The 17278-nt window shown below is 35.2% G+C and carries 20 protein-coding genes and 1 tRNA gene; 14 read left to right on the forward strand and 7 right to left on the reverse strand.

The window, feature by feature from the left end; translation table 11 throughout:
* Positions 1 to 2: 2 nt before the first annotated feature.
* The 4 genes from JHK62_RS00195 to JHK62_RS00210 form a co-directional block, all read right to left on the reverse strand.
* On the reverse strand, positions 3 to 914 hold the full coding sequence (locus JHK62_RS00195) for a PTS system mannose/fructose/sorbose family transporter subunit IID (RefSeq protein WP_199574677.1): 912 nt from the start codon (positions 912 to 914) through the stop codon (positions 3 to 5).
* A 17-nt stretch (positions 915 to 931) separates the two neighbouring features.
* Positions 932 to 1732 (reverse strand): PTS mannose/fructose/sorbose transporter subunit IIC, encoded by an 801-nt coding sequence (locus tag JHK62_RS00200; RefSeq protein WP_199574678.1) that lies wholly within the window; start codon positions 1730 to 1732, stop codon positions 932 to 934.
* Between the two features lie 30 nt (positions 1733 to 1762).
* A complete protein-coding gene (locus JHK62_RS00205; protein WP_199574679.1) occupies positions 1763 to 2749 on the reverse strand; it encodes a mannose/fructose/sorbose PTS transporter subunit IIA in 987 nt (328 codons plus the stop codon).
* Positions 2750 to 3247: 498 nt separating this feature from the next.
* The gene (locus JHK62_RS00210) at positions 3248 to 4060 is read right to left on the reverse strand and encodes an HAD family hydrolase (protein ID WP_199574680.1); all 813 of its coding nucleotides are present in this window, start codon (positions 4058 to 4060) and stop codon (positions 3248 to 3250) included.
* 177 nt (positions 4061 to 4237) lie between these two features.
* Here JHK62_RS00210 and JHK62_RS00215 point away from each other — a divergent pair, with 177 nt between their 5' ends.
* The 4 genes from JHK62_RS00215 to lytR all read left to right on the forward strand — a co-directional run bounded on the left by JHK62_RS00215 (position 4238) and on the right by lytR (position 7872).
* Positions 4238 to 5659 carry an NCS2 family permease gene (locus JHK62_RS00215; RefSeq protein WP_199574681.1) on the forward strand — a complete coding sequence of 474 codons (1422 nt, stop codon included), beginning with the start codon at positions 4238 to 4240 and terminating at the stop codon, positions 5657 to 5659.
* A 158-nt stretch (positions 5660 to 5817) separates the two neighbouring features.
* Positions 5818 to 6267, forward strand: coding sequence for a tRNA (adenosine(37)-N6)-threonylcarbamoyltransferase complex ATPase subunit type 1 TsaE (tsaE, locus tag JHK62_RS00220; protein WP_199574682.1), 450 nt, complete (start codon positions 5818 to 5820; stop codon positions 6265 to 6267).
* Positions 6254 to 6775, forward strand: a complete 522-nt coding sequence (locus JHK62_RS00225; protein ID WP_199574683.1) for a GNAT family N-acetyltransferase — start codon at positions 6254 to 6256, stop codon at positions 6773 to 6775. Before tsaE ends, JHK62_RS00225 begins: the two co-directional genes overlap by 14 nt.
* 8 nt (positions 6776 to 6783) lie before the next feature.
* The gene (lytR, locus tag JHK62_RS00230; RefSeq protein WP_199574684.1) at positions 6784 to 7872 is read left to right on the forward strand and encodes a glycopolymer--peptidoglycan transferase LytR; all 1089 of its coding nucleotides are present in this window, start codon (positions 6784 to 6786) and stop codon (positions 7870 to 7872) included.
* A gap of 33 nt (positions 7873 to 7905) precedes the next feature.
* Here lytR and JHK62_RS00235 read toward each other — a convergent pair whose 3' ends face one another.
* The 3 genes from JHK62_RS00235 to JHK62_RS00245 all read right to left on the reverse strand — a co-directional run bounded on the left by JHK62_RS00235 (position 7906) and on the right by JHK62_RS00245 (position 10265).
* Entirely contained in the window at positions 7906 to 8181 is a 276-nt protein-coding gene (locus tag JHK62_RS00235) for a hypothetical protein (RefSeq protein ID WP_199574685.1), read from the reverse strand.
* The gene (locus JHK62_RS00240; RefSeq protein WP_199574686.1) at positions 8178 to 8597 is read right to left on the reverse strand and encodes an HIT family protein; all 420 of its coding nucleotides are present in this window, start codon (positions 8595 to 8597) and stop codon (positions 8178 to 8180) included. The genes JHK62_RS00235 and JHK62_RS00240 overlap by 4 nt, the downstream gene beginning before the upstream one ends.
* Before the next feature lie 120 nt (positions 8598 to 8717).
* Complete coding sequence (locus tag JHK62_RS00245; protein WP_199574687.1) at positions 8718 to 10265, reverse strand: AMP-binding protein; 1548 nt, start codon at positions 10263 to 10265, stop codon at positions 8718 to 8720.
* 188 nt (positions 10266 to 10453) lie between these two features.
* Here JHK62_RS00245 and JHK62_RS00250 point away from each other — a divergent pair, with 188 nt between their 5' ends.
* The 10 genes from JHK62_RS00250 to JHK62_RS00295 all read left to right on the forward strand — a co-directional run bounded on the left by JHK62_RS00250 (position 10454) and on the right by JHK62_RS00295 (position 17263).
* On the forward strand, positions 10454 to 11149 hold the full coding sequence (locus tag JHK62_RS00250) for a hypothetical protein (protein ID WP_199574688.1): 696 nt from the start codon (positions 10454 to 10456) through the stop codon (positions 11147 to 11149).
* 232 nt (positions 11150 to 11381) lie between these two features.
* Positions 11382 to 12107, forward strand: coding sequence for an ABC transporter ATP-binding protein (locus JHK62_RS00255; protein WP_199574689.1), 726 nt, complete (start codon positions 11382 to 11384; stop codon positions 12105 to 12107).
* Position 12108: 1 nt separating this feature from the next.
* Positions 12109 to 13143, forward strand: coding sequence for an ABC transporter permease (locus JHK62_RS00260; protein ID WP_199574690.1), 1035 nt, complete (start codon positions 12109 to 12111; stop codon positions 13141 to 13143).
* A gap of 54 nt (positions 13144 to 13197) precedes the next feature.
* Positions 13198 to 13980 (forward strand): cell cycle regulator CcrZ, encoded by a 783-nt coding sequence (gene ccrZ / locus JHK62_RS00265; protein WP_199574691.1) that lies wholly within the window; start codon positions 13198 to 13200, stop codon positions 13978 to 13980.
* A gap of 9 nt (positions 13981 to 13989) precedes the next feature.
* On the forward strand, positions 13990 to 14625 hold the full coding sequence (gene trmB / locus JHK62_RS00270) for a tRNA (guanosine(46)-N7)-methyltransferase TrmB (protein ID WP_199574692.1): 636 nt from the start codon (positions 13990 to 13992) through the stop codon (positions 14623 to 14625).
* 32 nt (positions 14626 to 14657) lie between these two features.
* Positions 14658 to 14746 (forward strand) — tRNA-Ser (locus JHK62_RS00275).
* A 226-nt stretch (positions 14747 to 14972) separates the two neighbouring features.
* Positions 14973 to 15464: a ribosome maturation factor RimP gene (rimP, locus tag JHK62_RS00280; protein WP_199575221.1), complete on the forward strand. Its 492-nt coding sequence runs from the start codon at positions 14973 to 14975 to the stop codon at positions 15462 to 15464.
* A 38-nt stretch (positions 15465 to 15502) separates the two neighbouring features.
* On the forward strand, positions 15503 to 16654 hold the full coding sequence (gene nusA / locus JHK62_RS00285) for a transcription termination factor NusA (protein ID WP_199575222.1): 1152 nt from the start codon (positions 15503 to 15505) through the stop codon (positions 16652 to 16654).
* Positions 16655 to 16671: 17 nt separating this feature from the next.
* Positions 16672 to 16968: an RNase P modulator RnpM gene (gene rnpM, locus JHK62_RS00290; RefSeq protein WP_199574693.1), complete on the forward strand. Its 297-nt coding sequence runs from the start codon at positions 16672 to 16674 to the stop codon at positions 16966 to 16968.
* The gene (locus JHK62_RS00295) at positions 16961 to 17263 is read left to right on the forward strand and encodes a YlxQ-related RNA-binding protein (RefSeq protein ID WP_199574694.1); all 303 of its coding nucleotides are present in this window, start codon (positions 16961 to 16963) and stop codon (positions 17261 to 17263) included. Before rnpM ends, JHK62_RS00295 begins: the two co-directional genes overlap by 8 nt.
* The last annotated feature ends 15 nt before the right edge of the window (positions 17264 to 17278 follow it).

Here is a 17278-nt window from a genome sequence, read left to right on the forward strand (position 1 = left end):
AATTACATTAATCCTGCTAAGTGAGCTAAAATACCAACCGCGAATAATCCAAGAATCATAACGATAGGTGATACTTTTTTCTTAAGTAACCACATACAGATAAGTGTTAAGATAAGACCCATAAATCCAGGAATAAGTGAATCTAAGTTTTGTTGGAAACTTGTTACTTTTTCAGGAGATTGTGACAATCCTTGACCTACTTGAGCAAAGGCTTCTTTGATACCTTCACTACCTTCTGGTAATTGATCCCAGTGGATATAAGCTTTTTCATCTAATTGCACTTTAGCAACATCAAAGGCAAACTTAATTGATACCCAACGTTGAACAAGTACAGCTAGGATGAACATCCCTAAGATAGATGCCCCTTTAGTAATATCTTGAAGGATACCACCTGACATATCTTTTGTAATTTCTGAACCAGCTTTGTAGCCCATTTCTTGTGTGTACCATAAGAATCCCATACGAATAGCATTCCAAGCAACGAAGAAAATGATTGGTCCCATAAGGTTACCAGAGACAGCTAATGAAGCACCAAGTGCTCCTAAAATTGGACGAACAGTAAACCAGAAGACTGGGTCACCAATACCTGCAAGAGGTCCCATCATACCAATTTTAACCCCTTGAATAGCAGCATCATCGATAGGTGCACCATTTGCTTTTTCTTCTTCAAGCGCAAGTGTCACACCAATAATTGGAGCTGCAACATAAGGATGGGTGTTAAAGAATTCCAAATGACGCTCAAGAGCAGCAGATTGATCTTCTTTATTAGGATATAGTTTTTTAATAGCTGGAATTAATGAATATGCCCAACCTAAGTTTTGCATACGTTCATAGTTCCATGAACCTTGAAGGAAAGTCGAGCGCCACCAAACTTTCTGACGGTCTAATTTTGAAAGTTGTAATTTTTCTGACATGTTAGTTCTCCCTTCTCTTAGTAATTTTCTAGAATGTCGCCGATTGGGTCATTTGAGCCAGCACCGCCATTTGAGTTACCACCTTTTTTAGAAAGGTTAAGGTAAATAAGAGCGATAGCAACACCGATAACACCAAGTGCGATAAGAGTAAGGTTACTAATGGCAGCAAAAGCAAAACCAAGAGCGAAGAATGGCCAAACTTCACGAGTAGCCATCATGTTGATAACCATAGCATAACCTACGGCAACAACCATACCACCACCGATAGCCATACCATCTTTCAACCAATCAGGCATTGCTGCAAGCACAGCTTGAACAGATTCTGTTGGGATTGCAAGAAGTAGGGCAGCTGGAACAGCAATACGTAACCCTTGAAGAACAAGAGCAAATAAGTGATAACGCTCTACAGACCCGATATTGCCTTTTTTAGCGGCAGCATCAGCACCATGGACGAGACCAACTGAGATAGTACGTACAATCATAGTTAAGAATAAACCAGCAACGGCCAAAGGAATAGCAGTCGTTTGTGCTACTGAAATAGCTTGACTTGAGAAATCGCCACCTTTAACAAGGATGATAGCTGCAGCTACAGAAGCAAGAGCAGCATCCGGTGCTACAGCAGCACCAATGTTAGCCCAGCCAAGTGCGATAAGTTGAAGTGAACCACCAAGCATAACACCTGCAGTGAGGTGACCAGTTACAAGACCGATTAAAGTACAGGCAACAATTGGTTGATGGAATTGAAATTGGTCGAGGATACCTTCAAGACCAGCTAGGAAGGCAACGACGACAACTAAAATAATAGAAATAATTGACATCTTATAAATCCTTTCGTTTTATAAATAAGATTATTGAACGTTTGCTTTATTGATTAAGTCAAACAAGTTCTTTTTAGAATCATTTGGAACCTTACGAACGTCGAAGTCAACGCCTAATTGACGTAATTTTTCAAATGTGGCAACATCTTCTTTATCCATTGATAAAACGTTGTTAATCATTGTTTTACCGGTTGAGTGAGCCATAGAACCAATGTTTAATTCTTTGATTTCTACACCACCTTCAATCGCTTTCAAAGCATCTTGAGGTGTTTCAAATAAGATAAGTGCTTGAGTGTTTCCAAAACGTGGATCTTTAGCAACCTCAATCAATTTACTAATTGGAACAACGTTAGCTTTTACACCACCAGGAGCAGCTTGTTTAATAAGTTGTTTACGAAGATCATCTTTAGCAACTGCATCTGAAGCTACGATAATACGATTAGCTTTTGATTCAGGTGTCCAAGCTGTGGCAACTTGACCATGTAGAAGACGAGTGTCAATACGGGCAAGGTTAATTTTTAATTTACCATCTCCAATAACTGTTCCTTCTGGGATAGCTCCTTGTGCTACCGCTGTAGCAGCAGGTGTAGTTGTTTCTTGAGGTTGAAGTTCCTCAGGTAAAACTCTTACGCCTTCTTTTGCTTCCTTAATAATATTTGCTGCAACTTCTTCCACCCCTGCACTTGCATTCATCATGCGTTCTGTGTAGGCTTGGATAAGCATTGGCAAGTTGAGACCAGTGATAATAGCAAATTTACGATCTGGGTTTTCCCCCATGATACGACTAGCTTGATTAAATGGAGACCCACTCCACAAGTCAGCTAAAACAAGCACTTCATCATTAGTATCAAATTTTGCGATAGCATTGCTGAAATGATTGTATAAATCATCAGGTCCTTCATTTGGCATAAAAGTAACAACTTGAACGTTTTCTTGTTCACCAAATATCATTGCACCTGACTGATGTATGCCTTCAGCAAATTTGCCATGACTGGCAATAATAATACCGATACCCATTCTTGACTTTCCTCCTTTTTTTATATTTTTCATTGAGATGAATAAGAGTAATCTCCGATCTAAATAAATAGAAGGCGACTCTTATTTATCCCAAAGAAATTCAAGAACATATACATTGTAAAACGTTTACAACTAAAAAGCAAGAGACTTGAATTGGCAAAAAGAAGCGTATTTTATAAGTTATCAAATACAATCAAAATAAAAGCAAAACGAACAGAAATATCTATTTTCATTATTTTCATAGCCATAAATGCTGTTCTATAAAGGTTTATATAAAAAAAGCAGTTCCACAAAAAAATAAACTTTTAGAATAATTATTAAAAATATGACGATTTCCATGGAAATTTCAGAATTGAAAGGATAATGAAATGGTTGAAATTGGTTTAAAATGTTTTTAATCGTTTAGAAAAGAACTTTTAGAAACATTTTTGATAAAGTTAGCAAAATAAAAAAGTATCTGTCAATAAAGGCTACAGATACTTTTATGGTGCTAGTCAACTATAGGAATAGTTTTGCTAATTGTTTAGCAACACCATCTTCATCATTAGTTACACTCAACTGCTCACCAGCATAAGGTAAAAGCAGATGAGATGCATTTTTCATAGCATAGCTTGTTGGTGCAAATTTTAACATTTCAATATCATTGTGTTCATCTCCAAAAGCAATGAGGTGTTCCTTAGAGATATTTAAAACACTGAGCAGATATTTTAAAGCATAAGCTTTATTAATCCCTTTTGGAGCAAATTCAAGAATCTGATAGGAACCTCCCCAAGAATCTACTTCTAATTCATCGTTGAAATATTGTTTAATGTCTTTTGCCAATTGAAAACGGTCTTTTACACGAGTTTGCATCAAAAGAGCATTGGGATCTTTGGTTATTTTATCAGGTTTCAACAGCATTTGTTCTGAAAATTCTTTAACACCAAAGAGTTCCGGATTAACATTTTTATCATTATTTAGTGAAATATAGAAGTTTTTACGATATTGACTAGCAATAAAATCGGCTTCAAAGTCATCTTGACAGTTTAAAACATCTAAAAGATATTTTTTATCAAGGCGAATGATGTGTTCATATTCCCATTTTTGATTAGGAATATAAGTCATAGAACCATTGAAATTAATCATTGGAGTGTCTAGTTCTAATAATCGATAGTAGTCAATAGACATAAATGAAGGTCTTCCTGTTGTAATCACAACATAGTGACCCAACGCTTTAATTTTTTGAATGACTTGGATGGTATATTCAGAGATAGTATTGTCACTACGTAAAAGGGTACCATCCAAATCTATAGCAATTACTTTTTTAATCATGTGAGTATTATACCAAATAAATATTAGAATAGGAAGAATGAGCTTTATGATTTAAAGATGTTCAGTTTGTGCATTGAAGAAGAAGTTATTGAAATAATTTTGAAAAAGTATTGAAAAATGAACTATTTTATTATATTATATATCTATCGTTCGTAAATAAAGGAGATTTTACAAAAAATGGAAAAGTTTTTTAAGCTAAAAGAGAACAATACTACTGTACGCACAGAGATTGTTGCTGGTTTAACAACCTTCTTTGCAATGAGTTATATTTTATTTGTCAATCCAGCAATGCTTAGCCAAACAGGGATGCCTGCTCAAGGGGTGTTTCTTGCAACTATTATTGGAGCTGTTGCAGGAACCTTAATGATGGCTCTTTATGCCAACCTACCATATGCTCAAGCGCCTGGTATGGGATTAAATGCCTTTTTTACCTATACAATTGTTTTTTCACTAGGCTATTCTTGGCAAGAAGCTTTGGCCATGGTATTTCTTTGTGGGATTATCTCAGTCATCATTACTCTAACTAAAATTAGAAAAGCTATTATTAATTCTATCCCTCAAAGCTTAAAATATGCGATTTCTGGGGGGATTGGTATCTTTTTAGCTTACGTGGGTATTAAAAATGCTGGTTTATTAACTTTTACAACTGATCCAGGGAACTACATCGCTATTGGTGAAGGCGCACAAGAAGGTGGTGCGACTATTGTTTCAAATTCTTCAATTGTTCCAAGTTTAGTTTTATTTACTGATCCTAAAGTTATTGTTGCAATCATTGGTGTTTTTATTACAGCCTTTTTCGTCATTAAAAACGTTAAAGGTGGTGTTATGCTATCTATTATCTTAACAACTATCATTGCTATCTTTGCAGGTGTTGTTGATCTTTCACATGTAGACTTTGCTTCAAATAACATCGGAGCTGCTTTTGCTGACCTTAAAGTTGTTTTTGGTTCTGCGCTAGGTAGCCAAGGGTTGGGATCACTTTTTGCAGATGCTGCAAGAATTCCTGAAGTACTTTTAGCGATCTTAGCCTTCTCATTAACAGATATTTTTGATACAATTGGTACTCTTATTGGAACTGGTGAAAAAGTGGGTATTGTTGTTTCTGATGATGAAGCTGGTGTGACTCATGAATTAGATAAAGCCCTCTTTTCAGACCTTGTTGGTACAACCGTTGGTGCCATTGCAGGTACTTCAAATGTAACCACTTATATTGAAAGCGCAGCAGGTATTGGTGCAGGTGGTCGTACTGGTCTTACCGCTTTGGTTGTAGCTGTTTTGTTTAGTATTTCAAGTTTATTTAGCCCATTACTAGCGATTGTTCCTTCAGCTGCGACAGCACCAATTTTAATTATTGTTGGGATTATGATGCTTGCTAGCATGAAAAAAATTAAATGGGATGATATGAGTGAAGCTATTCCAGCATTCTTCACCTCAATTTTTATGGGCTTTACTTACAGTATCACTCAAGGGATTGCTGCTGGATTCATCTTTTATACTGTCGCTAAAATTTTTAAAGGTCAAGCTAAAGATGTTCATCTAATCATTTGGATTTTAGATTTCCTCTTTATTTTAAACTTCATCAGTTTGACTATATTATAGAAGAAAGTAGTAAAAGCATTTACTTTTCAACTTTGGTTGATGAGTAAATGCTTTTTATATGTGATAAAATCACAAGTGCTGATATTCTTTTTTAGATCGATTAATTTTCTTTTGTATTAAGGATGGTTGTTCTTTTAAAATTTTGATATAATGTCTTTATGTTTGATACAAAAAATGAAGAAGAACTAATTGCTATTGGTCAACAAATTGGCCAACAACTGCAAAAAAATGACTTGATAATCTTAACAGGTGATCTAGGTGCTGGTAAAACAACTTTAACAAAAGGAATTGCAAAGGGTCTAGGGATTACCCAAATGATTAAAAGTCCGACCTACACTATTGTTAGAGAATATGAGGGTCGCCTTACTTTATATCACCTTGATGTCTATCGTATTGGCGGTGATTCTGAATCCATTGATTTAGATGATTTTGTTTATGGAGATGGCGTTACCGTTATTGAGTGGGGAGAGCTGATTTTAGAAGATTTACCCAGTGATTACTTAACCATTACAATTAGAAAAACAAAAGAAGGTAGACACTTAGAGTTAATTCCTAATGGACCTATAGCCAATAAGCGATTGGAGGCCATTTTAAATGCCAGCAGTTGAGATTGATTTTTCTGTTGCAGAAATAACTGATGGTCCCTCACTCATTGCTTTTTTAAATAGTGTTGGTAAGCAAACTGACTATATGACACTCGATGAGACAGGCATTAAGATGTCCTTGTCTGAAATGACTACCTTTATTGAGGAGAGTCAGGCTGCTCAAAATAGATTGTATTTACTAGCTAAAGCTAATCAAGATGTTGTTGGACTATTGAATATTAGCAATGATTCTCATGACAGGGTTGCTCATATTGGCGAATTGTTCATAGTGGTTGACAAAGATTACCAGGGTTATGGATTAGGTCAACTTTTAATGGCAGAAGCCATGGATTGGGCTAAAAATGACAGTCAACTGAGAAGGTTAGAATTAACTGTTCAAAAAAGAAATCTAGTTGCAATTCATTTGTATCAAAAATATGGTTTTATAATAGAAGGCACCAAACAAAGAGGTGCTAAAACAAAGAATGGAGAATTTCTTGATGTTTATCTGATGGGTAAACTAATAGATTAAACAATACAATGACAATTGGAAAAAAAATCTTTTTAATGCTAAGTGCTATTATCGTAACGAGTGTGATTGCGATTGGTGTTTATACGACTTCAGCTTTTAATTTTTCAACAGATGCCTTATCAAAAACCTTTAAACAATATAAAACTTCTGAAGAAACTAGCCAAGCCATAAAGCAAACAAAACCCTTTTCTATCTTGCTAATGGGAGTAGATACAGGTTCTGCCAGTCGTACCTCTAAATGGGAAGGAAATAGTGATACCATGATTCTCGTCACTGTTAATCCTAATACCAATAAAACAACCATTACCAGTTTAGAACGTGATATTCTTATTGCACTTAGTGGCCCAGAAGACAACCCTCAAACAGGTGTTGAGGCTAAATTAAATGCTGCCTACGCTTCAGGGGAAGCTCCTATGGCCATTATGACAGTACAAGACATGCTTGGTATTACAATTGATAATTATATGCAAATTAATATGGAGGGTCTTGTTCAATTGGTTGATGTTGTTGATGGAATTACGGTCACCAACTCATTTGATTTTCCTATTTCGATTGAAGAACAAGAACCTGAGTTCACCTCATCTGTTGAACCAGGCACACACAAGATAAATGGCGATCAAGCGCTTGTTTATGCGAGAATGCGTTACGATGATCCAGAAGGTGACTATGGTCGACAAAAACGACAAAGAGAAGTGATTCAAAAGGTAATCAAAAAAATACTAGCCTTAGATGGTATTAGTAGTTATCGTAAAATCTTGTCTGCCGTTAGTGATAATGTCCAAACAGATATAGAAATTAGTCCTAGCACAATCCCTAGTCTTCTTGGTTACAAAGATGCTATTAAAAACATTGAGACCTATCAGTTACGCGGAGAAGATGCCATGATAAATGGGATTAGTTACCAGATTGTAACTGCTGATCACTTGCTTGAAATTCAAAATAACATAAGAAGAGAGCTAGAGTTAGACGAGGTAACAGAATTAAACACGACAGCTGTATTGTATGAAAATATAAATCAATTTGATACTGGAGCTGTCTATGGGAATGAAGATTATGCACCAGCATATGATGAAACGCTTCCTGTAGAAAGTTATTAAGGCTAGCTAAAAAACCGACAGAAATGTCGGTTTTTATAATCTCTTCTGTTTTATATCCTCAATATGTGTTTCAGCCTCTTGTTTGAAGTTATCTATTTTATGTTTTAAGTCTTGAGTAACCTTATTTAGTTGGTCTTTTTCAACTATTACTGAGTCAATTTGGTGTTTGATTTTTTCAAGACTTTTTTCACCATTTGACCATAACTCTTCCATTTCGTTAGCTTCTTGTTTGATTTGATCACGATTTTGATAGACAGTGTAGGCATAAAATCCAAGAGCTGCACTCATTAAAAATGTTCTTATTTTCATTTGTTTACCTCTTTTTGAATGGTTTTGGCTAATTCTGCTAATTTAGCAAAATCAGGTTCATGTTGGACAAATTGAAAGTCGAATTCGTCTCCTTCTTGATAACGTGGTAGAAGGTGGATGTGGGCATGAAAAACTGTCTGTCCGGCGGCTTTTTCATTGTTATTAATAATATTTAAGCCTTGAGCACCCATTGCTGTTTTGATGGCACGTGCTAATTTAGGAACCCTAGAAAAAACGGTCTCAGCAGTTTCTTCGTCCATTTCAAGTACATTTCTAACATGTTTTTTAGGAATTACTAATGTGTGGCCATCTGTTGCTTGAGTGATGTCTAAAAAAGCAAGCACGTCATCATCTTCATAAACTTTACTTGAAGGAATGTCTCCAGAAACAATTTTACAAAAAATACAATCTTCCATATCATATCTCCTAATAATAGAATTTACTAATAGTATACCAAAATTTTTCTAAAATCATGATGATTAAGATTATAATGAAAGGTTTAAATAAGCAATGGGTTATAACCCATTGCTTTATTTTTAGTCATAAATACCTTGAAGGTCTTGCTGTTTTAATTCACGTTCAATTTTTAAGCGTTGTACTTTCATCGTTGCAGTACGAGGGATATCTTCAAAAGCCATGAAAATGGGTTTGTTTAACAAAGGAAGGTCGTTGACTGCTTGCCACCAAGCATCCCAATCCATCTCTTCGTTAACAGCAAGCGCTAAAATAGGTTGAGGGCGGTTTTCTTTATCTCGCACAATAATGACCTCATCTAAAAAAGAGAGTTGGTCTAATAGAAAATCTTCAATGGCTAGATTACTGTCAATTGTTTTGATAAGGTCAACTTGACGATCTTTTAATAATAAAGTACCTTCAGGGGTTAAGCAGCCATAATCACCACTGTCCCACCAATCCCCATAAACATTTTCTTTAAAGCGGTCATCTTCTTTGTAGTAAGTGAGAGCACGACCTTTAGAATTCAACTGAATGTGCCCATTTTCTCCTTGAGGTAGGACATTGCCTTTTTCGTCAGTAATACGAGCAGAAGTATACCCCTCTAGCCCAATGCCCATATCACGACCATTTGTGTGGTGAATGGTTTCTAGTCTATGGTATCTTAAAATCATTGGACCACATTCACTTTGTCCATAGACTTGCATGAAGACAGGATTTTGTGAGTGTGAAGCTTCTAAAAAGGTCTCCAAAGTCCCTAGATTAATCGCGTCAAATGTTGAATGATAGTAACGGATAGAACTAAAGAGTTCGGGCTCTTTTTTAGCAAGTCTAGCCCATTGGATGAAATTGTTGGGATGTGTTTCCAATGCCATCGGTTGATATTTTTTTAACATCACACTAATACTATCTGTTTTAGCGCGGGATAACGGCATAACAGGAAAACCTAATTCCATGGCTGAGCTAAAACCAATGTTATATCTTGAATGAACAGGTGAAATGTGAAAGGCCAAAAGATTTCTTTTAGCCATTTTTTCAAAAATGGTTTCTTGCCAAGCGACACGCCACCCCATCGATTGTCCAGAGTGACAAATTAATTTTGGCACACCAGTCGTACCAGAAGTGTGTGTGATGTATTGAATGACATCCTCAGCTAAAAGTTTTGCTGGAATAGGATCGCTAGATGCTAACACTAACTCTTTAGTTGATAACTTATGAACAGGAGCTGTTGTGATCATTTCAAAAACACGTTCTTTAGTATCATCATCGTATAATAACCATGACTTTTCAAGACGTTCAGCAAAAACATCAAGGACTTTTGCGGATAAATGATGAGAGACCATGACAGGAATTGCACCAAGATAGGTTGCTGCTACAGCCAAAAAATAGGTATCTACAGCAGAACTTTTATAAATAATGATGAAATCTTCTTTTTTGAACCCTAACTGTCCTAGTTGATAGGCACGTTTTAAAATTGCTTCATGAACAGACTTGTAGGTGTTTTCTTCGGTTAATTCAGGAAAACTATCAAAAGATTTATCCAAAATGATAGGAACATCAGGTGTTTTATCTGCTGCATTTTTAAATTGAGTGTATAGGTTTAAAGGATGATAAGTAATAGTAGAGGCCATTAGATACTCACTTTCTTTCTTTTTTATTTTTAGTATATCAAAATGCTGAAGAGAAAGAGTGATATTTATAACAAATATAAACATTATTATAAACTAAAAAATGATTTAAACTATTGCCATTTATTATATAATTTAATATAATAAATTATATTGTTTTTATTGTCACAATATAATGAGGAGAGGAAATAATGAAATTTTTAGGTAAATTTATAGCCAATAAATTATTAACTATTGCAATTGTACTCGTATTAGTAGGAGGATTATTCTTTGCATTTAGAAATTCTATAATGAATATGTTCAAAGGAACAAGTAACGCTGAATATGAATTTGTTATTGAACGTTTTTCAAGACAAACAAAATTAGTTGTCGCTGATGCTGATGTCAAAACGACTAGAAATCAAAAATTTGAAAATGATAATTTAAAAGATTGGCCAGATTGGACTAAACCAATTACGAAAGTATTTGTCGGTAGAAATTTGGTTGTTGATGTTCCTGTCAAAACAGAATTTAAAATTGACTTGAATAATGTTACTTCTAGTAATATCAACATTGAAAATAATGAATTAACCTTCAATAAAAAATTGGTTATTGAAGTGGATTCTCAACAAGAGGGTGATATTACAATTTCTAAACAGAGTAATGGTGTGGTAGATAAAGTTGTAGATGCCTTTACATCAGGTACAAAAGCTCAAGAATTCCTAAGTGAAAAAACTAAAGAGACTGTTTATAAAACTTCTGAATATGTACTAGATGAAAAGAAAAAAAATGTAATAGAGCATGCTGAAGAGTCTTTAGAACAAGTTATTAATTTAGACTCTGAACGAAATATTGATGTTGTTTTAAATGAAGATGATATTGAATTCAAAATAGTTGATAAAGAATAATATCTATGTTGATGATCAATTATGCCATCTATAAAGAGGGTCCATAGGAAAGAATTCTTTCCTATGGGGACTATTTTCTTTAAAATCACCCCCTATTGAATTTCTTCAATAGGGGGTGATTATTTACAACTTATCGTTTTTTTCTATGTTATAATAAATAAGATAGTAATCTTTTATATTAAAGTGTCATACTTGATCGGATAAAAGCAAAAATATTAGAATGGAAAAACTTATGTTAAAGGTTGAAAATGTCACTGGTGGTTATTTAAACTTGCCAGTATTAAAACAAATCAGTTTTGAAGTGAATGATGGTGAAATGGTAGGCTTGATTGGTTTAAACGGGGCTGGGAAATCAACAACTATTAATGAGATAATTGGATTTTTAAGACCTTATGAGGGCACGATTAGTATTGATGGCCTAACCCTAGCCAAGGATCAAAAAAATTATCGTCAAAAAATAGGATTCATTCCTGAGACACCAAGCTTGTATGAGGAATTAACCTTAAAAGAACATATTGAAACAGTTGCCATGGCTTATGATATCGAGCTTGATCTTGCCTTTAAGCGTGCAGAAAAATTATTAAAACAGTTTCGACTAAAGGATAAATTAGACTGGTTTCCAACCAATTTTTCTAAAGGGATGAAACAAAAAGTCATGATTATTTGTGCCTTTATTGTTGACCCTAGCCTCTTTATTATCGATGAACCCTTTTTAGGTCTTGACCCTCAAGCAATTGAAGATTTAACGCAACTAATGGCTGAAGAAAAGGCTAAAGGGAAAGCTATTTTAATGACAACCCATGTCTTAGATGCGGCTGAGAAAATGTGTGATCGTTTTGTGATTTTGCATCAAGGGAAAGTTCATGCCTTTGGCAGTTTGATTGATTTACAAGAACAATTTGCCATGCCAAATGCACACCTAAACGATATTTATATGGCTCTTACTAAAGAGGGATAATATGGAACAATTATTTAACAACCGTCGAAAAGACTTTTTAGAAAAAACTAGTAAATATCTTCGTTACGTCTTAAATGATCATTTTGTGTTGGTGCTTCTTGTTTTATTGGGGTTTATGCTGGTACAATACCGCTACTTGCTTGATCATTTTCCGGACAATCCAATCGGTATTTGGATAGTAGTTGCTCTTATTCTTAGTTTAACGCTTGGACTAGGCAGTATTGCAAGTTATGTGGAGCCCGCAGACAAACACTTTTTAATTGTAAAAGAAGAAGAAATAAGACTTATCATTCATCAAGCAACCACTCGGGCATTTATTTTTTGGGGAGTAATTCAACTACTAGTTCTTTTTCTTTTGTTGCCTATTTTTCTAGCTTTAGGGCTTACATACCTTCACCTTGGGATAATAGGACTTGGCTTACTAGGTATTAAATATGTCATTTTTCAGAAAAAAGCCTCTCAGTTTTTTAAACAAGGACAACTAGATTGGGACCAATTGATCACTTATGAATTAAAACGTAAACAAAGTATTTTGAAGTTTTATTCCTTATTTACTACGGTTAAAGGACTAACCACAAGTGTGAAACGCCGTGCTTATCTTGATGTCTTGCTCAACAAGCTATCAAAACATCACAAGAAGGTTTGGTTCCATTTAATGGTGAGAGCTTTTTTAAGAAGTGGCGATTATTTTGGTTTAACTGTACGACTCGTTGTTTTGAGTTTGATGAGTCTTTTATTTGTTTCTAATCCAACTATTGGTGTTGGGTTAGCGATATTATTTAATTATCTACTATTATTTCAATTATTGACACTTTTTCATCATTTTGATTATCATTATCTCACGAAGATTTATCCGGTTGAGAGTTCTTTGAAAGCTCAAAACATGATTGTCTTTTTAAGAAGGCTTTCCCTTATTATACTAGTGATCGAACTACCGTTTTCATCTACTCTTTTGGGAGCTTCTTTACTAATTGGTAGCAGTTTGTTGATTAGTGAGTTATATTTACGTTACAAAGTCAAACAGATGATTGACTAAGCGTCTTAAAACAAGTAAAATAGTAAAGACAATGACATTAAAGGAGGGGGAAAAGTGACTTCAATAGATAAAGAGTTAACGTTAAAACCTTTATTAGGAAAAAGCGGACAAGCTTTTTTAGGGATTTATCCAAATGGCGATCGCATTTTTGTTAAAAAAAATACTACCCCTATTTTGGCGGCACTTGCTAAGGAACAAATTACACCACCATTACTTTGGGCTAAACGTTTAAGTAATGGTGATATGATGAGTGCTCAGGAATGGTTAAATGGTAGATTACTGACGAAAAAAGACATGACCAGTAAACAGGTTTGTCAAATTTTGCAAAGAATGCACCGTTCAAAACCTTTGGTTAATCAATTATTACAATTGAATTTTCAAATTGAAAATCCCTATGATTTATTAATAGATTGGGAAAAGCAAGCACCGCTTCAATTACAGAAAAACACTTATTTAAAATCGGTTGTTGAAGAGTTGAAACAACATTTGCCAGAATTTCGTGCAGAAGTAGCAACGATTGTCCACGGGGATGTCAGACATAGCAACTGGGTCATCACAACAAGTGGTTTAATTTACCTTGTTGATTGGGATTCTGTGCGTTTAACCGATCGCATGTATGATGTTGCTCATGTGCTAAGTCATTATGTTCCTAGAGTTCGTTGGCAAGAATGGCTAACTTATTATGGGTATAAGTATAATGAAAAAGTCTTGAGCAAGATTAAATGGTATGGGCAGTATGCTTTCTTATCACAAATTTTGAAGTTTTTCAATATGAGAGATATGGAACATGTCAATCAAGAAATTTACGAACTTCGTAATTTTCAAGCATTGTTTTAGAAAGGTCACATGAGAGTCAGAAGAAGAAAAGGGGCACAAGAACATTTAGAAAACCACCCCAACTATGTAGTTTTAAAGCCTGAAGATAGTAAAGGCCAGTGGGCAAAGGTTTTTGGCAATAATAATCCCATTCATGTTGAGGTTGGTAGTGGTAAAGGCCGTTTCATTACAGGAATGGCTGAGAAGAATCCAGATATCAACTATATCGGCATTGATATTCAAATGTCTGTTTTAAGTTATGCACTTGATAAGGTGTTGGCATCACAGTTACCCAATATTAAACTATTGTGGGTGGATGGCTCTGAGTTGACCAATTATTTTAATAAAGGTGAGATTTCACTCCTTTATCTTAATTTTAGTGATCCTTGGCCTAAAACTAGACATGAAAAGCGTCGCCTGACTTACAAATCTTTTTTAAAAACGTATGAGATGATTCTGCCAGAGCATGGTGAAATTCATTTTAAAACAGATAATCGAGGTTTGTTCGAGTATAGTTTAGCTAGTTTTTCACAGTATGGAATGATTTTGAAACAGGTTTGGTTAGATTTACATGCCAGTGATTATGAGCAAAACGTGATGACCGAATACGAAGAAAAATTTTCTAATAAAGGTCAAGTGATCTACCGGGTTGAGGCTCAATTTTAGTTAGTTATTAATTGGTGGGAAAACCACCTTATGGAGAGGTCGCATAGTGGCTGAGTGCGCTGGCTTGGAAAGCCAGTAGTGTCTGTATGGGCACTCGTGGGTTCGAATCCCATTCTCTCCTTATAAAGTGTTGATATGACAGGGTTTTGGGGCTATTCACCCACCAAACACCCACCAATAACATTATTCTTGAAATTGTCTTTTGTTTTACAAAAAATAGATAAGAGATTAGAGACATTTATTGGATTAACTTGGTTAAAGGCTTTAATCCTTGCAATTTCTAAGGATTGGTGTTATAATGAACTAAATAATACAAGAAGGGGCGAGGGTAGAACTTCGCCTCTTATCTGTGTAAGGAGGTAAATAACATCGCAACTATTGTTGAATTGGTAACAGACGTTATCAGCCCTGCTATTAAAGAACCTTTTGAATTAGTTGATGTTGAATATGAGAAGATGAGAACAGACTATGTTCTTCGCATTTTAATTGATAAACCTGGAGGGATTACGGTTGAGGATACCTCTCTTTTATCAGAAATGATTAGTCCACTTCTTGATGAGATAAAGCCTGATCCTTTTCCAGCTCAGTATATGCTTGAAGTATCAAGTCCTGGATTAGAACGCCCTTTGAAAACTAAGGACAGTCTTTCAAAAGCCATTGATCACTATATTAATGTTAGTTTGTACCAAGCTATCGATAAAATGAAGGTCATAGAGGGTGTTTTGACAGCTTTTGATGGAGAAACACTAACATTAACCTACATGGATAAGACGCGCGAAAAAACAATAACTATCCCTTACAAGGCAGTTGCTAAAGCACGCCTTGCCGTAAAACTTTAAGAAAGGAATTCTCTTTGCCTGGCAAAGAAAAAATAGATATGAGCAAAGAAATGCTAGAAGCTTTCCGAATTTTGGAAGAAGAAAAACATATTAACAAAGAAGACATCATTGACGCTGTTAAGGAATCCTTAAAAGCAGCCTATCGTCGTCGTTATGGTCAATCAGAAAGTGCTGTCATTGAATTTAATGAAAAAACAGGAGATTTTAACGTCTTTACTGTTCGTGAGGTTGTTGAAGAAGTCTTTGATAGCCGCTTAGAAATTAGCTTAAAAGATGCTTTAGCCATTAATTCAGCCTATGAATTAGGTGATAAGATTCGTTTTGAAGAATCACCAAAAGAGTTTGGTCGTGTGGCTGCCCAAAACGCTAAACAAACCATCATGGAAAAGATGCGTTATCAGTTTAGAGAAGTGACTTATAATGAATTTAAGCAACATGAAAATGAAATCATGACAGGGACAGTTGAGCGATTTGACAATCGTTTCATCTATGTTAATTTGGGTAGTATTGAGGCACAACTATCAAAACAAGACCAAATTCCTGGGGAAACCTTTAAATCACATGATCGTATTGAAGTCTTTGTCTACAAAGTTGAAAACAATCCAAAAGGGGTTAATGTTTTTGTAAGTAGAAGTCACCCAGAATTCATTAAACGTATTATGGAACAAGAAATTCCAGAAGTGTTTGATGGAACAGTTGAGATTATGAGTGTAGCGCGTGAAGCGGGTGACAGAACTAAGGTTGCTGTTAGAAGCCATAATCCTAATGTTGATGCGATTGGAACAATTGTTGGTCGAAAAGGAGCCAATATTCAAAAAGTCATCAGTAAATTCCATCCTAAGCGTCTTGATAATCGAACAGGTGCAGTTGTGCCAGTAGAAGAAAATATTGATGTTATTCAATGGGTTGATGATCCAGCAGAATTTATCTATAATGCTATTGCTCCGGCAGAAGTTGACCAAGTTATTTTTGATGAAGTTGATCCTAGACGTGCTTTAGTTGTCGTTCCAGATGACAAGTTATCACTTGCTATTGGACGTCGTGGTCAAAACGTTCGTCTGGCTGCACATTTAACAGGCTACCGTATTGATATCAAATCTGCTAGTGAATTTGAAGCACTAGAAGCAGAAGGATTAATCAACAATGAGGAGTTGGATTTACCAGAAACTCCTCTTGAAGAGACTGAGTAAAAGAAACGAGGTGTCTCATGCCAAAAACTAAGAAAGTACCTTTAAGAAAATCAGTTGTTTCCGGTGAAGTTATCGATAAAAGAAACTTGCTTAGAATTGTTAAAACGAAAGAGGGCGAGATAGCAATTGATCCAACCGGTAAAAAAAATGGTAGAGGGGCCTATATTAAACTAGATAACCAAGAAGCCTTGGTTGCAAAGAAAAAGAAGATTTTCAACCATAGCTTTTCAATGGAAGTCCCAGAAAGCTTTTATGATGAACTAATCGCTTATGTTGATCACAAAGTTAAAAGAAGAGAGTTAGGTCTTGAATAATAACAAACAAATATCCAACTTGTTAGGCTTGGCACAAAGAGCGGGAAAACTTATTTCAGGAGAAGAATTAGTGATTGGTGCTATTCAATCACAAAAAGCCTCTCTTATTTTTCTTGCAAATGACGCTGCTACAAATTTGGTGAAGAAAATAAATGATAAAAGTCATTATTACAACGTAGAAGTCTCCACAGTGTTTTCAACACTGGAATTAAGCGCTGCAATCGGTAAACCAAGGAAGGTTATTGCTGTTTGTGACGCTGGATTTTCAAAGAAAATGAGGACTCTTATGAGATAAAGGATAGGAGGACAA

This window comes from Streptococcus pacificus, from assembly GCF_016481305.1.
In the GTDB taxonomy this organism is placed as follows: domain Bacteria; phylum Bacillota; class Bacilli; order Lactobacillales; family Streptococcaceae; genus Streptococcus; species Streptococcus pacificus.

What these genes read in the sequence shown, in the direction of transcription:
- JHK62_RS00210 (WP_199574680.1), bottom strand. Translation starts at nt 4,060, where the DNA reads ATGATTAAAAAAGTAATTGCTATAGATTTGGATGGTACCCTTTTACGT.
- JHK62_RS00250 (WP_199574688.1), top strand. Translation starts at nt 10,454, where the DNA reads ATGAAATTTTTAGGTAAATTTATAGCCAATAAATTATTAACTATTGCA.
- nusA (WP_199575222.1), top strand. Translation starts at nt 15,503, where the DNA reads ATGAGCAAAGAAATGCTAGAAGCTTTCCGAATTTTGGAAGAAGAAAAA.
- JHK62_RS00195 (WP_199574677.1), bottom strand. Translation starts at nt 914, where the DNA reads ATGTCAGAAAAATTACAACTTTCAAAATTAGACCGTCAGAAAGTTTGG.
- JHK62_RS00245 (WP_199574687.1), bottom strand. Translation starts at nt 10,265, where the DNA reads ATGGCCTCTACTATTACTTATCATCCTTTAAACCTATACACTCAATTT.
- JHK62_RS00215 (WP_199574681.1), top strand. Translation starts at nt 4,238, where the DNA reads ATGGAAAAGTTTTTTAAGCTAAAAGAGAACAATACTACTGTACGCACA.
- rnpM (WP_199574693.1), top strand. Translation starts at nt 16,672, where the DNA reads ATGCCAAAAACTAAGAAAGTACCTTTAAGAAAATCAGTTGTTTCCGGT.
- JHK62_RS00240 (WP_199574686.1), bottom strand. Translation starts at nt 8,597, where the DNA reads ATGGAAGATTGTATTTTTTGTAAAATTGTTTCTGGAGACATTCCTTCA.
- JHK62_RS00260 (WP_199574690.1), top strand. Translation starts at nt 12,109, where the DNA reads ATGGAACAATTATTTAACAACCGTCGAAAAGACTTTTTAGAAAAAACT.
- JHK62_RS00205 (WP_199574679.1), bottom strand. Translation starts at nt 2,749, where the DNA reads ATGGGTATCGGTATTATTATTGCCAGTCATGGCAAATTTGCTGAAGGC.
- tsaE (WP_199574682.1), top strand. Translation starts at nt 5,818, where the DNA reads ATGTTTGATACAAAAAATGAAGAAGAACTAATTGCTATTGGTCAACAA.
- trmB (WP_199574692.1), top strand. Translation starts at nt 13,990, where the DNA reads ATGAGAGTCAGAAGAAGAAAAGGGGCACAAGAACATTTAGAAAACCAC.
- lytR (WP_199574684.1), top strand. Translation starts at nt 6,784, where the DNA reads ATGACAATTGGAAAAAAAATCTTTTTAATGCTAAGTGCTATTATCGTA.
- JHK62_RS00255 (WP_199574689.1), top strand. Translation starts at nt 11,382, where the DNA reads ATGTTAAAGGTTGAAAATGTCACTGGTGGTTATTTAAACTTGCCAGTA.
- JHK62_RS00200 (WP_199574678.1), bottom strand. Translation starts at nt 1,732, where the DNA reads ATGTCAATTATTTCTATTATTTTAGTTGTCGTCGTTGCCTTCCTAGCT.
- JHK62_RS00225 (WP_199574683.1), top strand. Translation starts at nt 6,254, where the DNA reads ATGCCAGCAGTTGAGATTGATTTTTCTGTTGCAGAAATAACTGATGGT.
- JHK62_RS00235 (WP_199574685.1), bottom strand. Translation starts at nt 8,181, where the DNA reads ATGAAAATAAGAACATTTTTAATGAGTGCAGCTCTTGGATTTTATGCC.